Source organism: Sneathiella sp. P13V-1 (assembly GCF_015143595.1).
GTDB lineage: Bacteria > Pseudomonadota > Alphaproteobacteria > Sneathiellales > Sneathiellaceae > Sneathiella.
Map to the genome: position 1 here is coordinate 472,357 of NZ_WYEU01000001.1, position 20,671 is coordinate 493,027.

At 49.1% G+C, this 20,671-nt stretch carries 25 protein-coding genes; 8 read left to right on the forward strand and 17 right to left on the reverse strand.

Annotated features, from left to right (window positions below):
- Positions 1 to 18: 18 nt before the first annotated feature.
- The 6 genes from GUA87_RS02375 to GUA87_RS02400 all read right to left on the reverse strand — a co-directional run bounded on the left by GUA87_RS02375 (position 19) and on the right by GUA87_RS02400 (position 4,145).
- Positions 19 to 519: a DoxX family protein gene (locus GUA87_RS02375; protein ID WP_193714918.1), complete on the reverse strand. Its 501-nt coding sequence runs from the start codon at positions 517 to 519 to the stop codon at positions 19 to 21.
- A 23-nt stretch (positions 520 to 542) separates the two neighbouring features.
- Entirely contained in the window at positions 543 to 1,256 is a 714-nt protein-coding gene (locus GUA87_RS02380; protein WP_193714919.1) for a DNA-binding domain-containing protein, read from the reverse strand.
- Complete coding sequence (locus GUA87_RS02385; protein WP_193714920.1) at positions 1,253 to 2,146, reverse strand: DUF692 domain-containing protein; 894 nt, start codon at positions 2,144 to 2,146, stop codon at positions 1,253 to 1,255. The genes GUA87_RS02380 and GUA87_RS02385 overlap by 4 nt, the downstream gene beginning before the upstream one ends.
- 2 nt (positions 2,147 to 2,148) lie before the next feature.
- Positions 2,149 to 2,445, reverse strand: coding sequence for a DUF2282 domain-containing protein (locus GUA87_RS02390; protein ID WP_193714921.1), 297 nt, complete (start codon positions 2,443 to 2,445; stop codon positions 2,149 to 2,151).
- A gap of 81 nt (positions 2,446 to 2,526) precedes the next feature.
- Positions 2,527 to 3,036 (reverse strand): YHS domain-containing (seleno)protein, encoded by a 510-nt coding sequence (locus tag GUA87_RS02395; RefSeq protein ID WP_193714922.1) that lies wholly within the window; start codon positions 3,034 to 3,036, stop codon positions 2,527 to 2,529.
- Between the two features lie 488 nt (positions 3,037 to 3,524).
- Positions 3,525 to 4,145 carry a cation transporter gene (locus GUA87_RS02400; protein WP_193714923.1) on the reverse strand — a complete coding sequence of 207 codons (621 nt, stop codon included), beginning with the start codon at positions 4,143 to 4,145 and terminating at the stop codon, positions 3,525 to 3,527.
- 82 nt (positions 4,146 to 4,227) lie between these two features.
- On the opposite strand from GUA87_RS02400, the gene GUA87_RS02405 reads away from it, so the two are divergent.
- From GUA87_RS02405 to GUA87_RS02415, 3 genes are all read left to right on the forward strand, one after another.
- On the forward strand, positions 4,228 to 4,665 hold the full coding sequence (locus tag GUA87_RS02405; protein ID WP_193714924.1) for a MerR family transcriptional regulator: 438 nt from the start codon (positions 4,228 to 4,230) through the stop codon (positions 4,663 to 4,665).
- 138 nt (positions 4,666 to 4,803) lie between these two features.
- Entirely contained in the window at positions 4,804 to 6,090 is a 1,287-nt protein-coding gene (locus tag GUA87_RS02410) for a hypothetical protein (RefSeq protein ID WP_193714925.1), read from the forward strand.
- A 168-nt stretch (positions 6,091 to 6,258) separates the two neighbouring features.
- A complete protein-coding gene (locus tag GUA87_RS02415; RefSeq protein WP_193714926.1) occupies positions 6,259 to 6,450 on the forward strand; it encodes a DUF1127 domain-containing protein in 192 nt (63 codons plus the stop codon).
- Positions 6,451 to 6,456: 6 nt separating this feature from the next.
- Here the strand turns inward: GUA87_RS02415 and GUA87_RS02420 are convergent, their stop codons facing one another.
- Complete coding sequence (locus GUA87_RS02420) at positions 6,457 to 7,059, reverse strand: gamma-glutamylcyclotransferase (protein WP_193714927.1); 603 nt, start codon at positions 7,057 to 7,059, stop codon at positions 6,457 to 6,459.
- Positions 7,052 to 7,960, reverse strand: a complete 909-nt coding sequence (locus GUA87_RS02425; RefSeq protein ID WP_193714928.1) for a DMT family transporter — start codon at positions 7,958 to 7,960, stop codon at positions 7,052 to 7,054. Before GUA87_RS02425 ends, GUA87_RS02420 begins: the two co-directional genes overlap by 8 nt.
- 96 nt (positions 7,961 to 8,056) lie before the next feature.
- Between GUA87_RS02425 and GUA87_RS02430 the strand changes: the two genes are divergently transcribed.
- Complete coding sequence (locus GUA87_RS02430) at positions 8,057 to 9,112, forward strand: DUF2125 domain-containing protein (protein ID WP_193714929.1); 1,056 nt, start codon at positions 8,057 to 8,059, stop codon at positions 9,110 to 9,112.
- Positions 9,113 to 9,114: 2 nt separating this feature from the next.
- Here GUA87_RS02430 and GUA87_RS02435 read toward each other — a convergent pair whose 3' ends face one another.
- The 3 genes from GUA87_RS02435 to GUA87_RS02445 are packed head-to-tail and all read right to left on the reverse strand — an operon-like array spanning position 9,115 to position 12,029.
- Positions 9,115 to 10,047, reverse strand: coding sequence for a prephenate/arogenate dehydrogenase family protein (locus tag GUA87_RS02435; protein WP_193714930.1), 933 nt, complete (start codon positions 10,045 to 10,047; stop codon positions 9,115 to 9,117).
- 5 nt (positions 10,048 to 10,052) lie between these two features.
- Entirely contained in the window at positions 10,053 to 11,144 is a 1,092-nt protein-coding gene (hisC, locus tag GUA87_RS02440) for a histidinol-phosphate transaminase (RefSeq protein ID WP_193714931.1), read from the reverse strand.
- A 27-nt stretch (positions 11,145 to 11,171) separates the two neighbouring features.
- Positions 11,172 to 12,029, reverse strand: coding sequence for a chorismate mutase (locus GUA87_RS02445; protein WP_193714932.1), 858 nt, complete (start codon positions 12,027 to 12,029; stop codon positions 11,172 to 11,174).
- Positions 12,030 to 12,261: 232 nt separating this feature from the next.
- Here GUA87_RS02445 and metX point away from each other — a divergent pair, with 232 nt between their 5' ends.
- On the forward strand, positions 12,262 to 13,344 hold the full coding sequence (gene metX / locus GUA87_RS02450) for a homoserine O-acetyltransferase MetX (protein ID WP_193715792.1): 1,083 nt from the start codon (positions 12,262 to 12,264) through the stop codon (positions 13,342 to 13,344).
- Positions 13,344 to 13,976, forward strand: coding sequence for a methionine biosynthesis protein MetW (gene metW, locus GUA87_RS02455; RefSeq protein ID WP_193714933.1), 633 nt, complete (start codon positions 13,344 to 13,346; stop codon positions 13,974 to 13,976). Before metX ends, metW begins: the two co-directional genes overlap by 1 nt.
- Here metW and GUA87_RS02460 read toward each other — a convergent pair.
- Positions 13,973 to 14,743: a class I SAM-dependent methyltransferase gene (locus GUA87_RS02460; RefSeq protein ID WP_193714934.1), complete on the reverse strand. Its 771-nt coding sequence runs from the start codon at positions 14,741 to 14,743 to the stop codon at positions 13,973 to 13,975. The genes metW and GUA87_RS02460 overlap by 4 nt on opposite strands.
- Before the next feature lie 53 nt (positions 14,744 to 14,796).
- Between GUA87_RS02460 and gloB the strand changes: the two genes are divergently transcribed.
- Together gloB and GUA87_RS02470 are read left to right on the forward strand one after the other, a co-directional pair.
- Positions 14,797 to 15,567, forward strand: coding sequence for a hydroxyacylglutathione hydrolase (gloB, locus tag GUA87_RS02465; protein WP_193714935.1), 771 nt, complete (start codon positions 14,797 to 14,799; stop codon positions 15,565 to 15,567).
- 26 nt (positions 15,568 to 15,593) lie between these two features.
- Positions 15,594 to 16,013 carry a VOC family protein gene (locus GUA87_RS02470; protein WP_193714936.1) on the forward strand — a complete coding sequence of 140 codons (420 nt, stop codon included), beginning with the start codon at positions 15,594 to 15,596 and terminating at the stop codon, positions 16,011 to 16,013.
- Position 16,014: 1 nt separating this feature from the next.
- Here the strand turns inward: GUA87_RS02470 and GUA87_RS02475 are convergent, their stop codons facing one another.
- The 5 genes from GUA87_RS02475 to GUA87_RS02495 form a co-directional block, all read right to left on the reverse strand.
- A complete protein-coding gene (locus GUA87_RS02475) occupies positions 16,015 to 16,926 on the reverse strand; it encodes a DMT family transporter (RefSeq protein ID WP_193714937.1) in 912 nt (303 codons plus the stop codon).
- Positions 16,927 to 17,064: 138 nt separating this feature from the next.
- Complete coding sequence (phbB, locus tag GUA87_RS02480) at positions 17,065 to 17,787, reverse strand: acetoacetyl-CoA reductase (RefSeq protein WP_193714938.1); 723 nt, start codon at positions 17,785 to 17,787, stop codon at positions 17,065 to 17,067.
- A 26-nt stretch (positions 17,788 to 17,813) separates the two neighbouring features.
- Positions 17,814 to 18,989 (reverse strand): acetyl-CoA C-acetyltransferase, encoded by a 1,176-nt coding sequence (locus GUA87_RS02485; RefSeq protein WP_193714939.1) that lies wholly within the window; start codon positions 18,987 to 18,989, stop codon positions 17,814 to 17,816.
- 143 nt (positions 18,990 to 19,132) lie between these two features.
- Positions 19,133 to 20,386 carry an alpha/beta fold hydrolase gene (locus GUA87_RS02490; protein WP_193714940.1) on the reverse strand — a complete coding sequence of 418 codons (1,254 nt, stop codon included), beginning with the start codon at positions 20,384 to 20,386 and terminating at the stop codon, positions 19,133 to 19,135.
- Positions 20,379 to 20,558 carry a hypothetical protein gene (locus GUA87_RS02495; RefSeq protein WP_193714941.1) on the reverse strand — a complete coding sequence of 60 codons (180 nt, stop codon included), beginning with the start codon at positions 20,556 to 20,558 and terminating at the stop codon, positions 20,379 to 20,381. Before GUA87_RS02495 ends, GUA87_RS02490 begins: the two co-directional genes overlap by 8 nt.
- Between the last annotated feature and the right edge of the window lie 113 nt (positions 20,559 to 20,671).

Below are 20,671 nucleotides of genomic sequence, written 5' to 3' on the forward strand. Positions count from 1 at the left end.
CATATTCTTACAAGACGTTTAAGCCTTCAAAGAAGCGCCTTGTGGCTGATCTTTAGCTTGTTGCCCCGATTGTTTCTGAGCGATCAAGTGATCCAGAGACAGGCTTCCTGGTCCTTTGGAGATAATGGCAAGGGAGAGCGCCATCCATCCAAGGTGGGTTGAGAGGAAAGCATCTGGATAGACGAAGATCTGAATGACCAGTGTCATAAAGAAAAGACCAAGTGCCGCAAAGCGCGTGGCAAACCCGAACAGAAGCATTAATGGGAGAATATGTTCTGCATAGGTTGCCAGTGGAACCAAAAAGTCCACGGAGAAGAAGGGAAGTTGATACTCCTCTTCGAAAAGGAAATAGGTGTTGTCGGTAATGGTCAAAAAGTCAGTGACTTTCGTACGTGCGGACACCCAGAAAATACCGGCAAGTCCAAGACGCAGTGACAAATTGACCAGACTGTCTGGAATTTTAGACATCAAAGCGATGATGCCTGTGGTGGCATTATGAATAAAGCTGGAAGCGCTCATTTTAATTCTCCTCTTGCCGGGTCTCAAAGTGTCAGGAAACCCAGGTTCAGGTAGTTGATAAAAGCGCCGATCTTCACGGCGACTTGTTCTTCATCTTCAATTTGTTGCAAGTAATTTACGAAAGGCGCGCCTTCTAGAATTTCCGCGAAACATTCCAGTTCGTCCTCAGGAACAATTACCTGTTGAATGTCATCCTCCCCCTGCCAAACGGCAACGGTTTCCGCTTTCCAATCCGCGATTGGTGCGGGGGTCTCTTGCTGGTGATTTGCCCAGATGGTTCCCACTGGATAAGGGGAGTGCAGCAAGGTCGCCCCTTTTGAAATCACAGCTGGAAAGTTAATTGCCTGCAGAATTTCATCTTCCGAAGAAATCTGGTGGGGCAGTAATGCGATGACCGTTTTCGCGGTCGCACGTGCCCATTCCAGCCTCGCGACATCTGCAAGATAGGGAACTTGCTGAACAGGCTCGAACCCTTCAAGGAACTCGGCAAACCGCTCCCCATATATCCCCATCACTGGGGAGGTTGGTGGGATTTGAGTTGCATATTCCTGCACTAAAGCGTCAAAAAACTCGGGCCCAACAAGTTCTGCCGTCACGGGAAATTGCTCAGTCAGGACGGCGATCAGACTCGAAAAGTAGTTACTTCTATAGGTGTTAAACCTGCCCCCAGTGTTGACGACATCGTCAGGAGTGTTCGCACCCAAATCCGTGACTGCATTGGCAAAGGCTTCTATCATTGGAACCGCTCTTTCGCTGCATCAATGAGAAGCTGAGCAGCGCTCACCTCATTGAGCAGATCACCTAAGGGCGGCACGTTGTTATCCCGCTCAATCAATGTTGGGCATGGTCCGATTTTCGACAGAAGCTCGCAATAAAGTGTCCAGACAGGCTCCACAACCTCAGAACCGTGAGTATCCACAAGATACGAATTACCGTTGTCGTCTTCGGATGCCTCATGTCCGGCCAAATGAATTTCGCCCACCGCTTCAACGGGGATGCGAGACAACCAGTCTTTCGTATCCCACCCATGATTTTGGGCAGAAACATAAAGGTTGTTTACATCCAGAAGTAGACCGCAGGAGGTCTCATCCACCAGCTCGGCGATAAAGTCAGCCTCAAACATGGTATCTGATTGAAAGCGCACATAACTGGATGGATTTTCCACCAACATGCGTGTTCCAAGAATCTGCTGAACCCGATCAATGCGATCCGCAAGATGATACAAACGGCGCCGATTATAAGGGATGGGAAACAGATCGTTGTAATAAACCCCGTTATGGCTTGACCAGGCGATATGTTCTGAAAAGCTGCCGGGTTGAATGGTATCAATCAGATGTTTCAAACGTCTGAGATGATCCTTATCGAGAGGGTCTTCCCCGCCCAAGGAAAGCGCAACGCCATGAATGGACACAGGCCAGATTTTTGAAATGTCTTTTAACAATTCCAACTGCGGGCCACCATCCATAAAGTTCTCGGCGTGAACTTCCACAAATTGAATTTGATTGGGGTTGTCCCGAAGCCCGGGAAGGTGTTCACGCTTCAGGCCAACCCCAACACCAAATGGCAGCCCCGACCGGATCGTGGGGTTGAGAGTCAGATCACCGATATCAATGGGCTTGCCGTACATGGTTATTTCTTCACTTCTTTAAAGGCTGCAAGCTGACCGAAGCCAGTTGGCGAAGTGGGGGATTCAATCGTTGTGCAGGTACCCTGTGGAACTAGTTTCCAGGCGTTTGTCTGATAGTCTTTCTTGGAAGTCCCTGCACAGGAGGTGCCTGGGCCTGCGGAACAATCGTTATGTCCTGCGAGAGAAATACCATAGCACTTCTCTTTTTTGGCCCGAGCTTCTGCTGAGTCAGTCACGGCAAGACCCGCGGCAACTGTAGCAAGGGCGGCTGAAATAATCATCGTCTTCTTCATGCTCATTGTCTTAATCCTTTCGTTTCTTGGAAACCGGGTTGTCGGTGGCCCGGGTGGTCGCCCGGGCCACGTAAAGCAATCAAAAGATTAGTTGGCGTTCAGAGAAGCTGGTGTCTGGTGCTTAAGTTCTGGCCAGTAGTCGTCAGCTGTCTGGATGTTTTCATTAAGGTTACGGTTCCAGGCTACAGAAACGTCTTTGTTCACGTTGAGGTACAGTTTTCCATCAACGATTTTCCATACATTTGGATCACCATCGAGTTTTTTACCAAGGGCTGTACCCATTGCGCAGAAGCCACCATATTGCGGCAGGTATTTTTCTGGGTTCGCGATAAACGCTTTCATGTTTTCCGCGCTGGCGAAGTAGTAGTTACCGCCAGTGTGCTGAACAGAAAACTTCTTCATGCCTTTTTGCGGGCCACCGGATTTGAAGTAAGCAACCGGATCATAACCCTGCATCGCCAGGAACTGCTCATCTGTATTCACGGCAGAAGTTGCGTTATCAACAACCGCGTAAGATGGGGAGCTGAGGGTCACAGTCGCTGCAGCCATAGTCAGACCAATTGCTGCAATCAAAGAACGTTTAGACAGTTTGTTCATTTTCAAAATCTCCAATTTATAAAACAGACCAAAGTTGAGGGGGTCTGGTGTAACTCTCTGCTGTTTTGCTGTTGCCCCAGATAGAACGCTCACCAGAAAGGTCAGAAATTCAACCGAAACAACAAACGGGCGTCACGGCCCTGTTTAAAATCAGCACAACATTAACAGATCGGTAAATGTCAGTTAGGAACGAAGTGCCAGTCAATCAATAGGGAAATTGATTTTTTTTTGAAATATTCTCAAAAATACACCAAATTACGGTGAAATATGGCGGTTTTCTTGAACTTTCACGTTTATAAATAGGTTTACGTATCGGTAACGTTAAAATCAAATAAGCGTTATCGGCGCGTGATTATATGAGAAGAATAGAGCAGTACGCCGGCAGATCGGCGCGCATAATCATTTCCAAAAGGATGGAAGAGCCCTGCTTTCAGGTGAGGGCAAGAACACCTGAAGAGATTTTGAAGGAGCAAATCAGGGTAGAGGCGTTACGCCTCTACGTGCCGGTATTCCTGTGCGGCTTGGGTAAGGATCTGCACGGCGGACCAGAGGAAAAGCCCCGCCATAATTCCGGCGACGATTAAGTCAGGCCACGCGGTTCCGGTGATTGCAACACCACCTGCGGCCAACATGACCGCCACATTACCGATGGCATCGTTTCGGCTGCACAGCCAGACGGAGCGCACATTTGCATCCCCGTCTTTATATCGGACAAGGATCAAGACACTTGCCATATTGGCGGCGAGCGCAAGAAAGCCGATACCGCCCATAAGCGGCGCATTTGGCACCCCAAGGACCAGCACCTGATAGGCCGTGGAGCTGAAGACCCAAAGCCCCATCAAGGCAAGGGAGCCGCCTTTAAACAAGGCCGCCAAGGATCTTGCCTTCACAGACATCCCAATAACAGCAAGGCTTATTCCGTAAGTTAAGGTGTCCCCCAGAAAATCGAGGGCGTCTGCCTGTAAGGCTTGCGATCCGGCAAGGGCACCCGCAGCCATTTCAACGGCAAACATGATGGCGTTTATGGCAATAACGATCCACAAGGCCCGGCGAAACCCACCTGAGGCACCGTCAAATTTTGGCTCGTTCTGACAGCAGCTTCCCGCCATTTATCTACTCCAGCGCACTTTAATAATATCTAGGAGTATCTTATGTAATATCTACAGTAACTATAGGTTCAAGAGAAAAATCATGAAATATGAGCATACCATCGGTCAGGTGGCGAAATCTGCGGGCTGCAAAGTACAAACCATCCGGTACTACGAACAAATCGGCCTGCTGCCCGCGCCCATCCGCTCAGAAGGCAATCAGCGGCTCTACACCGATCATGATATTCACAGGCTTTCCTTTATCCGCCATGCCCGCGACCTTGGCTTTCCTCTTGATGCCGTGCGGGAGCTGATCAGCATCTCTGACAGCCCAGATCACGCCTGCGATACCGCCGATGAAATCGCTGCCAAACAACTCGCCGATGTCCGCGCCCGCATCGAACGCTTGCAAGCGTTGGAAAAAGAACTCAGCCGAATGCTGGATCACTGCAAAGGCGGGAAAGCATCTGATTGTCTGGTTCTGGAAACGTTAAGCGACCACAGCTTATGCGTGACAGAAGACCATAAGAACCCTGGTTAGGAAGAAGTTTAACAGCAGCCTTAGAATAATTTATCACGGCTGCCAGTAACTTTACATAATAATATACTAATACTTGCCCGGAGCCTCAATCTTTAGTAATATTTAAAATAATAAAATACGACCTAAAAGGAGGCTGAAATGAAAAGATTTTTTGCCGTTTTAGTAGTTTTTGCGTCGGTTACTATTATACCCCAACAATCAAAAAAAGCTGTCGCACAAGAAATTCCATCAGCGGCAGCTGCAAGCATGGTGTTGGATGAACTTTTTAAGAAATTAGATTTACTCATTGAAACAGCCCGCTCCGATGGAGAGTATTTGTTGGCAAGCGCTGGCTTAGAAGCAAAAGAGGCCCTAAAAACCTGGAAAGAAGTAAACAATGAACTTTTAGATACAGCTTTTTCAGAGTTAGATAAAGCAAGTCAGGATAACTTTTCAAGAGCTCAAAAACTTGTTATCGATGCGAATAATAGCATTGGCAGTAATATAGAATTAGCTCAACAAATTACAGACTCTGCAAATCAAATTCTAGCAAGTATACCAACTCAGATGAGAGCTCATGTTTTAAGGTATTATCCTCGCATTATGCCTCCACAAACAGGAAAAGAGCTAATTATTAGAATAAGAGGGGTGAATTTGGACGAAGCTGACCCCATCCTTAACTTAGCAAACGGCAAAGCACAACGAACTCTTACAGGTCCTTTAGAGGCACAATTCAAAATTCCGGCATCTGAGTTGCCTGTCGATCAAACTCAAATAAAAATGCATTCTTTAAAATTGACTTTGAGTCCTCCTTCAAGCTCATGGTGGAAGAGAATTTTTGGTGGCAAAGACAATATTGAAAGAGAAATAACTGTTTTCTCTCTACCGAAAATTCTAGCGAGTTTCACTTTGAATGGAGATAGAAAATATAAAACGAGAATAGAACGAGAATTTACACGGAATCTTGGTCAATTTAAAGCGTCAAATAGACGTATCTATAAAATTGCAAAGCCAGATAAAGGCTGGAAATGGGATCTAAACCAGGCTTTCACCAAAATTCAAGGGCAAGGGGAGTCTGGCAGATGTGAGGGGGTAGATATGAATCAATCCACAGAGGATGGAGTTTCATTTTTTGCACATCTCGATAGAATTAATAAGTGGAATCATCAGGGGCCGGGTTATGTAAATTGCTCTTTAAAAGGTAAAATTTATAGAGTCGTTTCCGAAACGGATACCTTTGCAACTCAATCAGGTCAACTTTCGTGGACACAAGATAAAGTCCTGAAACTACCTTCTGATTTTAATAAATTTCAATTAAACATAACAAAATTTGATGGTGTCAAAAGATCTTTTACCAATACCGGAAGCGATCAGTTTTTCGGTGTACAATTACAAGGAGATAGAATCCTGATTACTCCAAAGATCCCTAAGGATATTGTCAACTAGCGACTCTACCTCAGTAAAATTTACAGATACCCGGAAACTATGCAGAGGAAATTAAGAAACTCCTAATACAGCTATGCAGAAACTGCATATCTGAGGACGAGTAATTATGCATGTCATTGCTGTGAAATAGGACTACATACCCTCCACAAGTTAAGTATGGAGGAAATCATGGCTACTTTAGTTTCAAAATCAGCAACACACGCAGCACACCACGGTGTATTCGGTAAAGTCTTCGACAGCATTGTTCACGCATACCGCGTTCGCAAAACAGAAGCTGCCCTTTACGCACTTGATGATCGTGAACTTGCTGACATCGGTCTAAGCCGCGGTGACATCCACAACGTCTCTCGCGACATCTAAGACTATTTAGTCCTGAAGCTTATCAACCAGTTTCAGGATAGCGTGGAGCGGACCATCACTGATGCCAAATTCATCAAGATGTTCGACCGTGCTAACCAGATAATCCCTGTTGGGACCGCCGCGCCCTGAGGCGCGAGCTATGATGCGGGCCGCTTCTTCTACGGAAGGGCGGCCGCAATATTGTTCATGGGACGGATCCGCCACAAAGGTGAGCGCATCAACCCACTCCCCGCTCCCCCCAAGTTTTAAGCGCACCATCTTCGGCACATACACCCGCGTCACCATTTCCCTGCGATAGAGATAATCCACGACAGGTTCGCGAATGTCAGACGGACAGCGGATCGCTTTCCCACGGCAGGAGCCCCCCCGATCAAGGCCAAGGACCAGCCCTGGGTTCTCATGGGTCCCCCGATGCACAACGGACGAGACACAAAAAGCGCGGTGATATCCGTAAAGGCGCGCGTCATGGATACCTTTATGATCAAAGCCCGGACGCCACATCAACGATCCATACCCGAAAATCCAGAGATCTTCGTTGGGCACAAAATCCGGTAGGGGATGATCCACCGGTGGCAGGTCAGGTTCCAGAACCAGATCATATTTACGCATGTTTGGCCTTTCCAAAATTCAGGTTCACCAGCGCCACGCCCACAATGGTCACCCCCATCCCGATCATGGAATTTCCGGTGAGCGTTTCACCAAACAGGAAATAGGCCACGATGGCGGTGGAGGGCGGTACAAGGAAAAACAGGCTGGAAACCGATGCCGCAGCGCCTTTCCTCAGCAGAATATAAAGTAAAGTCACCGCGCCCAATGACAACACTAGAATAAGCCACGCAAGGGCAATGATCAGGTCCATGTGCCAAATAATTTCACGGGTTTCAAACAGGAAAGCAAAGCCTGTGAAATAGATGGAGGCCACAATGAACTGGATGAAGTTGCCACTTTTGAGATCCATGGTGGAACAAAACTTCTTCTGATAGAGGGTGCCAAAAGCGATACTGAGAAGGGCAAAGAAGCTGAGAGCCATGCCGAAAACGGTGCCTTCACCAATATCCAGTTTATCCAGCACCACAAGAAACACACCGGCGAGGCCCAGCAAAAGACCCGACCACTGACGGATGGATACTTTTTCCGAGAGGAAAATACCGGCAAGGGCCGCAACGATCAAAGGCTGCACCCCTGCGATCAGCGCGGATGTCCCTGCGGGCACGCCTTCGCCAATGGACCAGAAGACAAAGCCCAGATATCCCCCATGCATCAAAAGACCCGCCATGCCGATATGGAACCAGTCGATGCCTCTGTTCGGCCATAGTGTTTTTGTAAATATCACCACAGGCAGCATCAAAATCATGCAGACCACAAACCGAATGGCGAGGAAGGTCATCGGCTCCACATAAGGAAGACCCAGCTTGGCGCCGATAAATCCGGTACTCCAGAGAAACACAAAAATGAACGGCATGGCCCTGATATACAGGTCCTGACTAAGAGACTGGGATTGCGGGGCCATAAAGGGGAAGCCTTTGCAAATATGCGATGACAGGATTGCCGCTAAACATATAGAGTGACCCCCGAAATCTCAAGCGCCTATGAGGATATAGAACCTATGACGAAATTCCGTATTGCCATCTTTGCCATTATCCTTGCCCTCGGCGGATATGTCTTCTGGTGGTATCAGGTGTCAGAGGCGGCCCTCACCGAGACGAAGAAGTCCATCGCCGCGATGAAGCAGGATGGCCTTAAAGTTGAGTATTCCAATATGGCAACGGATGGTTTTCCGTATCGGGTGCGCCTCACCATCTCGGACGTGAAAATTGAAGGTACTGAGCCCGCTCGCGGTGGCAGTTACGCATTTTCCGCAGACAGCGTCTGGGCAATTGCACAGCCGTGGAACCTGAAACATGTCATCTTCGGGACAGAAGGGAAAACGGAACTGAAAGTACAGGAAGGCGAGGGCCTTGCTACCTTCCTTCCAAAAACTGTTCTTGGCAGCATTACCATGGAAAAAGCGGCAGAACTGAAAGCCCTTGCCCTTGATACCAATGACATCACAGTGATTGGCAAAGATGAAGCGGCCCAGATCACCATCAAACGGGCCCAACTTCATATGCGTCAAACCGAGGTCGTTGAAAAACAGCCGGAACATAAAGATAGCCCAGCCAGCGAAAAGGCGATCAGATCAACCGAGGCTGCCTTGCGTATCAACGACATACTTCTGCCAGATATGGGCGGAGAGAATGCCCTTGGACGAGAGATTTCAAACGCCGCCCTCCTTCTTGAATGGCCGGGTCAGCCACAGAATTTCCTGGATGAAAGAAATCTGTCCAAATGGAGCCAAACCGGGGATGCGCTTGACATCAAATCGGCGGAGCTTAACTGGAAAGATGGTCGCCTGAAAGCAAATGGCACTCTGACACTGGACGAAAAACAACGCCTTTTGGGAACTCTGACACCGGAGATTTGGGGATATGCAGCGCTGCTGGATCGCTCCGGCGTTTTGAAGGCCGGCGGCACGCCGCCGGAATTTATGGCGATGATTTTGGGAATGATGAATAAAAAGGACGAAAAGGGAGAAGATTACCTCTCCCTTCCCATGACATTTCAGGATGGCTGGGCCACATTGGGTCCGCTAAAGCTGTTTGAACTGGAGCCTTTACTATAAGGCTATTCACCTTCGCCTTTGGGAGCACGGCCAAAGTCTGTTTCGGCCGTTTCCTGACCCGCATCAATGATCTGACGGCGGATCGCCCGGGTGCGGGAGAACATCTGAAATAGCGTATCCCCATCATCCCAACGGATCGCCCGTTGCAAGGCAGACAGATCTTCTGTAAAGCGCCCCAGCATTTCCAGAACCGCATCCTTGTTGTGCAGGAACACGTCCCGCCACATAGTAGGGTCGGAAGCTGCGATACGGGTAAAGTCACGGAAACCACCGGCAGAGTATTTAATCACCTCGGATTGTGTCACCTCTTCCAGATCATCCGCCGTTCCCACAATGTTGTAGGCGATCAAGTGCGGTACATGAGAGGTAATCGCCAACACCAGATCGTGGTGTTTAGGGTCCATTGTCTCGACATTACTGCCGAGGGCTGCCCAAAAATCAGAGAGCTTTTCCACCGCTTCATCACGGGATTTGGCAGAGGGTGTCAGGATACACCAACGGCTTTGGAACAGTTCGGCAAAACCTGCCGCCGGACCTGATTTTTCTGTACCTGCAACCGGGTGGGCGGCCACGAAATCAACACCTTCCGGAATATGAGGTTCGATGGAATCCACAACTGTCTTTTTCACAGAGCCCACATCACTGATCAATGCACCCTTTTCAAGATGCGGGGCAATTTCTTCAGCAATTTTGCCGTAAGTACCAACAGGTGTGCAGAAAATAACCAGATCTGCACCCTTGACCGCATCCGCTGAATGCTCATAGGCGTGATCCACAACCCCAAGTTCCATGGCGACACGGCGGGTATCGTGGGTACGGGCGGAACAGACGATTTCCTCTGCCAGTCCTTTTTGGCGGACCCCCCGTGCAATGGATGATCCGATCAGGCCAATACCGATCAGGGCAAGTTTCTTGAACTGGGCGGTGTCAGACATTGTTACTACTCCAGAAATTCTCTCAAAGCGTCAATGACGTTGCGGTTGTCTTCATCGGTTCCAATTGACATACGTAGGCATGTTGGAAGACCATATGACGCCACATTACGCAAGATCAGACCACGCTCCATCAGAAACTTATCGGCTTCCACCGCGTCTTTACCCGTTTCGGCAAAATCCATCAGTAGGAAGTTTCCAACGCTTTCCGGAACTTTCAGACCCATACCGCGCAAGGACTGTAAAAGAATTGGCATCCATTTGGCATTATGGGCGCGTGCCTCATCAATAAACGCCTGATCTTTCACTGCCGCGATACCAGCAATCTGTGCCGCCGCGTTCACATTGAACGGCCCCCGAATACGGTGCAGAACGTCAATCACAGCATCCGGACCATAGGCCCAGCCAAGGCGCAAAGCAGCAAGACCATAAATCTTTGAGAATGTGCGTGTCATGATCACGTTATCATTCTCACGCACCAGTTCGACACCCGCTTCGTAATCTTCACGCGCGACATATTCCGCGTAAGCTGCATCCAGAACCAGCAGAACATTTCCTGGAAGACCCGCGTGCAAACGCTTTACTTCATCGGTGGAAATATACGTCCCTGTTGGGTTGTTCGGGTTTGCCAGGAACAGAATTTTGGTTTTGTCTGTAACCGCGGCAAGCAATGCATCCACATCTGTTGTCAGATCCTTCTCAGGGGCTTGAACAGGGGTTGCGCCATTGGCAAGGGCCGCCAGTTCGTAGACCAGAAATCCATGCTGGGAATAGAGAACCTCATCCCCGGGGCCTGCATATGCGTTGGCGATCAGGGAAAGGATCTCGTCAGACCCATTACCACAAATCAGATTTGTGGCTGGTAGATCATGAACGTCCGCAATGGCCTCAATAAGGGCAGAGAACCCACCATCAGGATAAAGCTGAAGTTCAGCGCCCAAACCGTTCAGCGCGTCTTGCGCTTTTGGGCTTGCGCCAAGTGGTGTCTCGTTTGAAGATAGTTTGGCAACTTTCTTGTTATCGCCTGCTTTGGATTTACCGCCAACATATGGGGTAATTTCCAGAATACCGGATTTTGGTGTAGGAATAAGTGCAGTCATGAACTTAACAACGCTTTTACAGAGATTTTAACTATCGATGGCAACCGCGTAGGCGCCAAGAATTACGGTTTTGATGAGATTATCACCCAGTATTTCATTAAATGCTTTAAGACGGGTGTCGTCGTTATGCAAGAAATCAGGAACCTCAAACAGATGGAGCGAGTCGCCTTCTTCAACAGCGGGTGACCGGCTATCCAGACAATGCCCGGGCAAGCCTGCCTTTTCCATATATTCATTAAGTCGGGCCCGACTCACTTCCCCTTCTGTAACCACAACAAAGAGAGTAACGTCTTCACCTGAAGGCTCTGGCGATGCCTGCCCAATAACCAAGGCGTTCAAGTCTTCGAAACGGCCGGTCCCATTTTGGGTAAATGGTAACGCCGCCAGAATTTTGGGGACGTCTTCCCCTCCTTGCGCCAAATGTTCCCACCAGGTATCCCGTTCAATATTTTTCCAGGGCATCACGCCCAGCACAGTTGGGTCGGCGGATACTTCGCGTAGAACAACCGTTGGGGATTTGTGCAGTGTCATGGGGGTCGCTGACCCAAAATGGTTGCGCGCCAGATCCCAATAACCCACAGATTTTTCTGGTGCCGTGATGGAAACAGACATCGGCTTTTGCATCCGGCATACGGCTGAGATAATCTCCCGCCAGATGCGCGCAACTACCGCGTCCGGCAGATCACTTGAATGGGCAGCCAAACGACGACGAATGACGGCAGCCTCACGACCCGGACGGAACGCAATGGCGGTCCCATCATCTTCCTTTGCCGCTGCGATATCTTTTACAATGGCAATACGTTTTTCCAGAACCTTCAGCAGTTCGTCATCCAGACGATCTACCTCAGCGCGCAATTCTTCCAGTTTTTTATTTGTTTTGCTCACGGCTCAATCCTGAAATGGGTGCAATCATGCTAAAAAGTCTCTTTTAAGGGGTATTTACGCCCTTTAAAAGAAAAGAAATCATTGACAGATAATATGCCTCGGCCCTAGCTATCAGCAAAGACAGTTAATACAAAGATTTTTCTCAACTCCCTAGAACAAAAGAGTCGAAACCGTGTCCATAATCCCTCCAAAATCCAATCATCATACTGTGATACTGGGTCGTGAAGAACCCATGCCACTGGATTGCGGAGCCATGTTGAGCGACATCACGGTGGCTTACAACACATATGGGACACTCAACGACAACAAATCCAATGCCATTCTGATCTGCCATGCTCTCACAGGCGATCAATTTGCCGCAAGCCATCATCCGGTAACCGGCAAGGAAGGCTGGTGGAGTGTCCTGATTGGACCGGGCCGCATTCTGGATACGGACAAGTATTTCATCGTCTGCTCCAACGTTCTCGGGGGATGCATGGGAACAACAGGACCGAAGGAAATAGACCCTGATACAGGCAAACCTTATGGCCTCAATTTCCCGATCATCACCATTGGTGATATGGTCAGGGTTCAGGCCCTGCTGCAGGATTATCTGGAAATCCCTGACTGGTTTTCTGTTGTCGGGGGATCCATGGGTGGCATGCAAACCCTACAATGGGCCAGCGCTTATCCGGAGCGGTGCTTCAGTGTAATCCCGCTGGCAACCGCAGCCAAACATTCAGCTCAAAACATCGCTTTTCACGAAGTTGGTCGTCAGGCAGTGATGGCCGATCCGGACTGGTGCGGCGGTAAATATTTGGAACAGGATAAAAACCCGCGCTCCGGCCTTGCAGTGGCCCGAATGGCGGCCCATGTGACCTATTTGTCCGAATCAGCCTTGCACCGGAAATTTGGCCGCAATCTGCAAGATCGTGACAGTCTGGCCTATGGGTTTGATGCTGATTTTCAGGTGGAAAGTTATCTTCGGTATCAGGGAATGAATTTCGTGGATCGTTTCGATGCGAACTCATACCTCTATATCACCCGCGCCATGGATTATTTCGATCTGGCCCGTGATCATGGGGGGTCATTGGCGGCCGCGTTTAAGGATACAACCACTCGCTTTTGTCTTGTATCTTTCTCAAGCGACTGGCTTTTCCCCACCTCGGAAAGCCGCGAGATTGTCAAAGCCCTCAACGCAGCTGCGGCGAATGTCAGTTTCGTTGAAATTGAAACCGACAAAGGCCATGATGCCTTTTTGCTGGATACACCTGAAATGCTCGACACAATTGGCGGCTTTATGGAATCAACTGCCCGCAGCAGAGGGCTTGCCTAATGACTGAAGTAGCTCAAAATTTTCGCCCTCAGGATATTCGTGTCGATTTCAGGCTGATCGCCGAAATGGTAGAACCGGGCAGCCGCGTTCTGGATGTGGGATGCGCCGAAGGGACGCTTCTTGATTATCTGGTTGCCACCAAAAATGTGGATGGTCGCGGTATTGAACTTAGTCAGGAGGGCGTGAATATCTGTGTATCCAAAGGCCTGTCGGTTATCCAAGGGGATGCGGACGCGGATCTCGTCGATTACCCAGATAAAAGTTTCGACTATGCGCTCTTAAGCCAAACATTGCAGGCAACGCACCGCCCGAAAGAGGTTATTGATCAACTACTTCGGGTTGGGAAGAAGGCTGTTGTGTCCTTTCCAAATTTTGCCTACTGGCAGTGCCGTGCTTATCTGGCGTTTAAAGGGCGTATGCCCATGACCAGTGATCTGGATTACGCATGGTATGAAACGCCAAATATCCACTTCTGTACGCTTCGGGATTTCACCGTCTTGTGTGAAGAGTTGGGGATTACTATTGACCAATCCGTCATTTTGGGCGCGAAGGGTAAAATTCTGAATTACCCGCTGGAGAGCAGCCGAGCCAATCTGTTTGCCGCCCAAGGTGTCTTTTTGCTATCTCGCTAAACTGATTTCTCGCGCTTGATGGCACCCGATTGCTGGATCGCCCCTATAGGGCGGGCCGCAGGGGCGATCACGGGGCGCACCTTTTTCTTCTTTAATGGCTCTTGCGGTATTGCAAAGACCTGTTTTTCAGCTTCGATAATGCGCACGCCACTAAATTGCGACCACCATTTCTCGCCAATTTTTTCCAAAAAACTAGCCATCCGCAGAATGATCCGCATGTTGCTGGGCGGAAAATAAAGAGCCCCCTGAACATCTGAAAAAGTGAACATATTGTCGCGAAGCGCCCGGCGCAGCTGCTTGTCAGAAAAAGGATGACCATGCCCAAATGGTGTCTTTTCAAGTCTCGCCCAGAGCCCACGACGTCCCGGCACGACAACCAGCAATTTCCCGCTGGAGGTCAGAACCCTCCAGATTTCCTGCAAAATAACATCGGCTTCACGGGTGTTTTCTAAACCATGCACCAGAATAATCCGATCAACTGAATTGTCCTGCAAAGGAAGACGTGTTTCGTCACACAAACCCACAAGCCCCGGCCCTTCATGAGGCCAATGAATAACACCCTGCTGCGCAGGCATTAATGCAAATGTGCGTTCCGTTTCATTTCGAAAGGGATAAAGATACGGTGTTGCATATCCGAGACCTAGCAAGCGGAAATTTGAAATATCCGGCCAAATTGTGCGGATTTTACGAACCAGCGCTTTTCTGACTGTCACACCAAGACGAGTGTGATAGAATTTTCGCAAATCTATGACATCGGGGCGCATCATGGTGTTATACTCTTAATTAATGACAACAATCAGAAAACAGAAGCCCGAAGGTCATGAGCAAACTGGAAATTCATCAGATCCCTGTCTTACATGATAATTATCTCTATCTGATTAAAGACCCGGATAGCAATAACGTCGCAATTGTTGATCCTGCCGTTAGCGAGCCGGTTCTTGAAAAGCTGGACGAACTGGGATGGAAACTTACCCATATCCTGAACACCCACCATCACATGGACCATACGGGTGCCAATCTGGAATTGAAAGAGAAAACAGGCTGCACCATTGTCGGTGCTGACTGTGATGCAGAACGCATCCCCGGCATCGATATCCGCTTGAAAGATGGGGATAACTTTGAATTTGGCTCCCAGTCAGCCGATATTTTTGAGGTGCCGGGTCATACAACTGGTCACATCGCCTATTGGTTTAAAGACTCCGATGCTCTTTTCTGCGGAGATACCTTGTTTGCCCTTGGCTGTGGTCGCCTGTTCGAAGGGACACCTGCCCAGATGTGGGACAGCCTTGGGAAATTTATCGCCCTTCCAGATACAACAGGGGTGTATTGTGCCCACGAATATACAGAAGCAAACGCGCATTTCGCCATGACGATTGAGCCGCAAAATCCAGAACTTCGAAAACGTTTCGATGAAATTCAGGATTTACGCGCCAACGGCAAACCAACAGTGCCGTCCACTATCGGCCTTGAAAAAGCGACCAACCCATTTCTGCGCCCAGACAGCGCTGATATCCGGGAAACCCTTCATATGAATGACGCCGATACTGTTGCGGTATTTGCAGAAATTCGGGCGCGCAAAGACAGTTTTTAAGAGTTAGATATCACAGGGAAAATAACATGCGATACCTGCATACAATGGTCCGGGTAAAAGACCTGGACGATAGCCTCGATTTTTATTGCAACAAGCTGGGCCTCAAAGAGATTAAACGCAAAGAAGTTGAAGCCGGACGCTTCACACTCGTTTTTCTGGCTCCGGAAGGACAGGAAGAAGCCCAGGTTGAGCTTACCTATAACTGGGATCCAGAAGATTATGATGAAGGCCGCAACTTCGGTCATCTGGCTTATGAGGTGGATGATATTTACGCCCTTTGCCAGCATATGATGGATAATGGCGTCACCATCAATCGCCCGCCTCGGGACGGCCGCATGGCATTCGTCCGCTCACCTGATAACATCTCCGTAGAGCTTTTGCAAAAAGGTGATGCCCTTGCCCCGCAAGAACCATGGGCGAGCATGGAAAATACCGGTAAGTGGTAATTTACTCGGCGGGTGATGTAGGTCGCCCGCCTATCATTTCTTTTAATGTATTAAGCGACCCGATCGCCGCCCCGACTGTGATCAACAAACACCCCGCCACCAAAGACACGCTCATGACCGTTGGCGTGAGGGCAATCAGGATCAACGTAGACAGAAGCGGCGACAGGTAAGACAAAACACCAAGCCCCTGAATATCGCCGTGCTTTACCCCAAAGTCCCATAAGAAAAAGGCCGCCCCAACCGGTCCAAGCCCCAATCCCAAAACAGCGAACCATGTAATAAGGTCACCGGGAATAACGGTTTCCTCCAATGCGAGATGGCAAACAAACGACAGGATAGCGGTCACCCCACAGAATGTCCCGATGACATCAGTTGAGACGTCTGAAAACTTCCGGCTCAAAACCGAATAACTGGACCAGATAAACGCGCAGGTTAATGCCGCCAAATATCCATCTGTATATTCAGGATTAAGGTTGAGGCTTTCCCCTTTGGTAATAAGAAGGCCAGCCCCCAAAAGACTGATAATCGCGCCCGCAATATGGAACCAAAAAAGGCGCTCCCCCGGCAGCAAAGCTGAAAACAAAACGATCAAGAGCGGCCATAGGTAAGCGATCAAACCAGCTTCGGCGGGTGGAGCTGATTTCAAGGCCAGAAAATAGAAGAAATGATAGCCAAACAGACCCCCTACTCCCAACACCCAAAGGGCGGGCGGCAATTTCAAAAACTGTAGCGGATTTTGGCGTGCGAAAATCCATTTGAGCAGGGCCGCGCTAAACGCAATTGCAAAACTCATAGCCGTCAACTGAAAAGGCGGAATATCCCCGGTATAAACAGTAAATAGTGCCAGTACAGCCCAAAGAAGAATAGCAAACAATCCAAGAAGGGTCGCAAATTTTCGGGAAGGTTGAGCCATCGGAGAAGTTCCTCAATCAGATACGAGAAACATCCATATCAAAGAAAACTGGGATCAGATAGCCCCAAAAAGTGAGAAGGCACGCGTCCAAGGGAGGAAACACGTGCCTTCTCTAAGTCGGTTTGACAGGGAGCCGACTTAATACATGTGCTGACCACCGTTAATGGACAGCGTTGATCCTGTTACGAAACCGGCGTCATCCGCGACGAGGAAGCAAACACCGCGGGCAATTTCACTGGCTTTACCCAGACGGCCAACCGGGATTTTAGCAACGATTTTTTCAAGAACCGGTGCGGGAACCGCGGCCACCATATCTGTATCGATATAGCCAGGTGCAATCGCGTTCACGGTTACGTTCTTCGCTGCACCTTCCTGCGCCAAAGCTTTTGTAAAGCCATGGATACCGGATTTAGCAGCGGCGTAGTTCACCTGACCATATTGACCGGCTTGACCATTGATGGATCCGATATTGACGATCCGACCAAAATTACGCTCGCGCATTCCTTCGATAGTTGCACGGCACATGTTGAAGCAGGAACCAAGGTTGGTATCGATCACCTGCTGCCATTTGTCATGGTCCATACGGTGGATCGTTCCGTCCCGTGTGATGCCTGCATTATTAACAACAACATCAACTGGCCCAAGATCTGCTTCAACTTTCGCCACGCCTTCAGCACATGCGTCGAAATCAGAGACATCCCATTTGTAGGCAGGAATACCGGTTCTGTCGGTAAATTCCTTCGCGGCTTCATCATTTCCACCGTAGTTAGCGGCAACTTTATAGCCTTTTTCCTTCAGCATGACGGAAATTGCTTCACCAATTCCTCGTGTACCACCTGTTACGATTGCTACTCTGCTCATGTCCCAAATTCCCTGATTTTAGTGGATCATTCTCTCTCTACACACATCGCGATACCCATACCGCCACCAATACACAGGGTCGCCAGACCCTTCTTCACATCACGTTTTTCCATTTCATGGAGAAGCGTCACAAGAATACGTGCACCGGACGCGCCGATCGGGTGTCCAATGGCAATGGCACCGCCATTGACATTAACTTTATCTGTATCCCAGCCAAGATCCTTATTCACGGCACAGGCTTGTGCAGCAAAGGCTTCATTGGCTTCTACAAGTTCAACATCGTCGATCGCCCAGCCGGCTTTTTCAATCGCTTTGCGGCTGGCGGGAATTGGGCCAGACCCCATGATGGATGGATCAACACCCACCTGCGCCCAGGAGACGATTTTCGCAAGTGGCTTAACACCACGTTTGTCAGCTTCTTCGCGGCTCATCATGACAACCGCAGCAGCACCATCATTAATGCCGGACGCGTTACCAGCAGTTACCGTACCGTTTTCTTTTTGGAAAGCTGTCCGAAGGCCGGAAAGTTTTTCTTCTGTTGTTTCACCGCGGATATATTCGTCTTCGGAAACTACCACTTCACCTTTACGGGTTTTGATAGTCACAGGAACGATTTCATCTTTAAAACGACCCGCAGATTGTGCCGCTGCCGCTTTTGCCTGTGAGGCCGCTGCGAATTTATCCTGCTGTTCCCGTGTGATCTGCCATTTGGCCGCAACATTTTCAGCTGTATTACCCATGTGGTAACCATAGAAAGCATCCATCAGGCCATCGTTGATCATAGTGTCGACAAATTTCATGTCGCCCATTTTCTGACCGTCACGAAGGTGGGCACAATGTGGTGCCTGGCTCATGCTTTCCTGACCACCCGCAACAACAATATCGCTGTCGCCGTTCAAAACTGCCTGAAAACCGAGGGCAACGGCGCGAAGGCCGGAGCCGCAAAGTTGGTTCACGCCCCAAGCAGGCACTTCTACTGGAAGTTCTGCTGCCATAGCTGCTTGGCGGGCGGGGTTTTGCCCCTCACCAGCGGCAAGAATCTGGCCCATAATAACTTCGGAGACATCCGCACCATCAACGGAAGACCGCTTCAAGGCTTCGCGAATTGCAGCTTCGCCGAGTTTGTGCGCAGGCAAACTTGACAAGGATCCGTTAAATGATCCTACCGGTGTGCGTGCCGCCCCTGTAATTACTACTTCCATAGTTGACCTCTTTTGTTTGCAAACTAATTAAAGTTCAATTTCCTTGGTCATTGCGTAATTTTCAGCATAATTAGCTGCTAAATTCGAAATAACCTTATATTTTCGCATATGCAACATATTTTATCGCATCTGCGGCAAAAAGTTTAATAACTTTCGATCCACTCTGTGACATTTGACCATAACCCACTGCACGCCCGCGCCCCTGCCATCATCCCCACATGACCGGAAGGGGGTGTCACAATCGTTGCATTTTCTAGCTGTTCAGCAAGTGAAAGTGCTGATTGAGGCGGAACGATCTTATCCGATTTCGGCACAGCAATCATTGAGGGAATTGTGATATTTTGAGGACATACCGGATTATCACCTAAAATCCACTCCCCTTTGTGCGGCGCATTATCACCATACCAGCTTCCAAGGCATTCCATTGCTACCTTTCCGGCAAGGGGCACCCCATCATTGAGCCAATCTTCAAGGGCCACAAAATCCTCTGCTCGCTCACTCGACATATCCATTTGATTGAACATGTTGAATTTCTTCATGCATAAATTGGGATCAAGCGCCGTGAAAAAGGTCTGCAATATATCTACCGGCAGATTTCCAAAAGTGGCGATTACCTGTTGCCATTGTTGGGTCGCAGAGAACATGGTTTTGCCGACCTCACCCAGCCCCGCATGGAAATCCCAGGGGGCCGCCACCGCCATAAAAGAGGTGAGGTCCGATTGATACCTTTCTGCCACGGCAACAGACATGGTCCCACCCATACAATATCCAAGTAGGTGTTTCGGCGATTCGGGATAGGCTGATTTTAGAAACTCAAAAGCCGGAAAAAGAATATTATTGAAATAATCGGCCAAAGAAAAGGACGCCACATCCCCTTCCGGCACTCCCCAATCGAGTAAAACAGCCCGAAACCCTTTGGATTGTAAAAAAGCCGCGAAACTTCTGTTTTCCTTCAAATCCAGAATGTAGGACCTGTTCACTAGTGACGGCACTAAAAAAACAAGGGGAGCACCCAGCGACAGTTTTTTATCCGCAAATTCCTGCAGGCAGCATCCCTGCTGCTTCCAGATAATTTTGTGATCCGATATTTTCCGGCGATAAGGGTGCCGATGATATTTCTGAATACCTGTCAGCATTCCCGAAAGTCTGGACTGCCCCATTTTCCCCACGGCGAGCATCAATTCTGGCAATGTAAATTGTTGTAACTTCGCTGACAGCGCGTCCGCTTCTTCCTCAAGTTCGGGAAGCCAAGGGAAATTCCCTATTTGCGCAAGAGGTAGTGCTGCAACAGAAGACGTAACAGTAAGAGACCCCAATCCCAAATGAAGCCCCATAGGACGCGGCCCTATTCTGACAGGAGGAATTTCAGCTACGGACTGGCTCGTCTTTTCAGACATCTTCTGGACTTTCTTTATCCACTTGACCTTTCAGGTAATCAGAAATTCCTTCAGCCTTGTTGAACAACGCCTTCACACTATCTTCCGGCCGCTGAGAGGAAAGGGTGACCTGCCGCTGCCAAAGGTCCAAAAAGGCCGCCGCCGCCTCATCAATGTTTGTCTTCTTTACCATGGGGATAATATAACGCCCTAAAGCCCCCTAGACCAGCCAAAGCGAATTATGATTGCCAAATGGATGACGGCATTGCACAATAACCGACTGCAACGCAGCATTCTTCAAGGGGG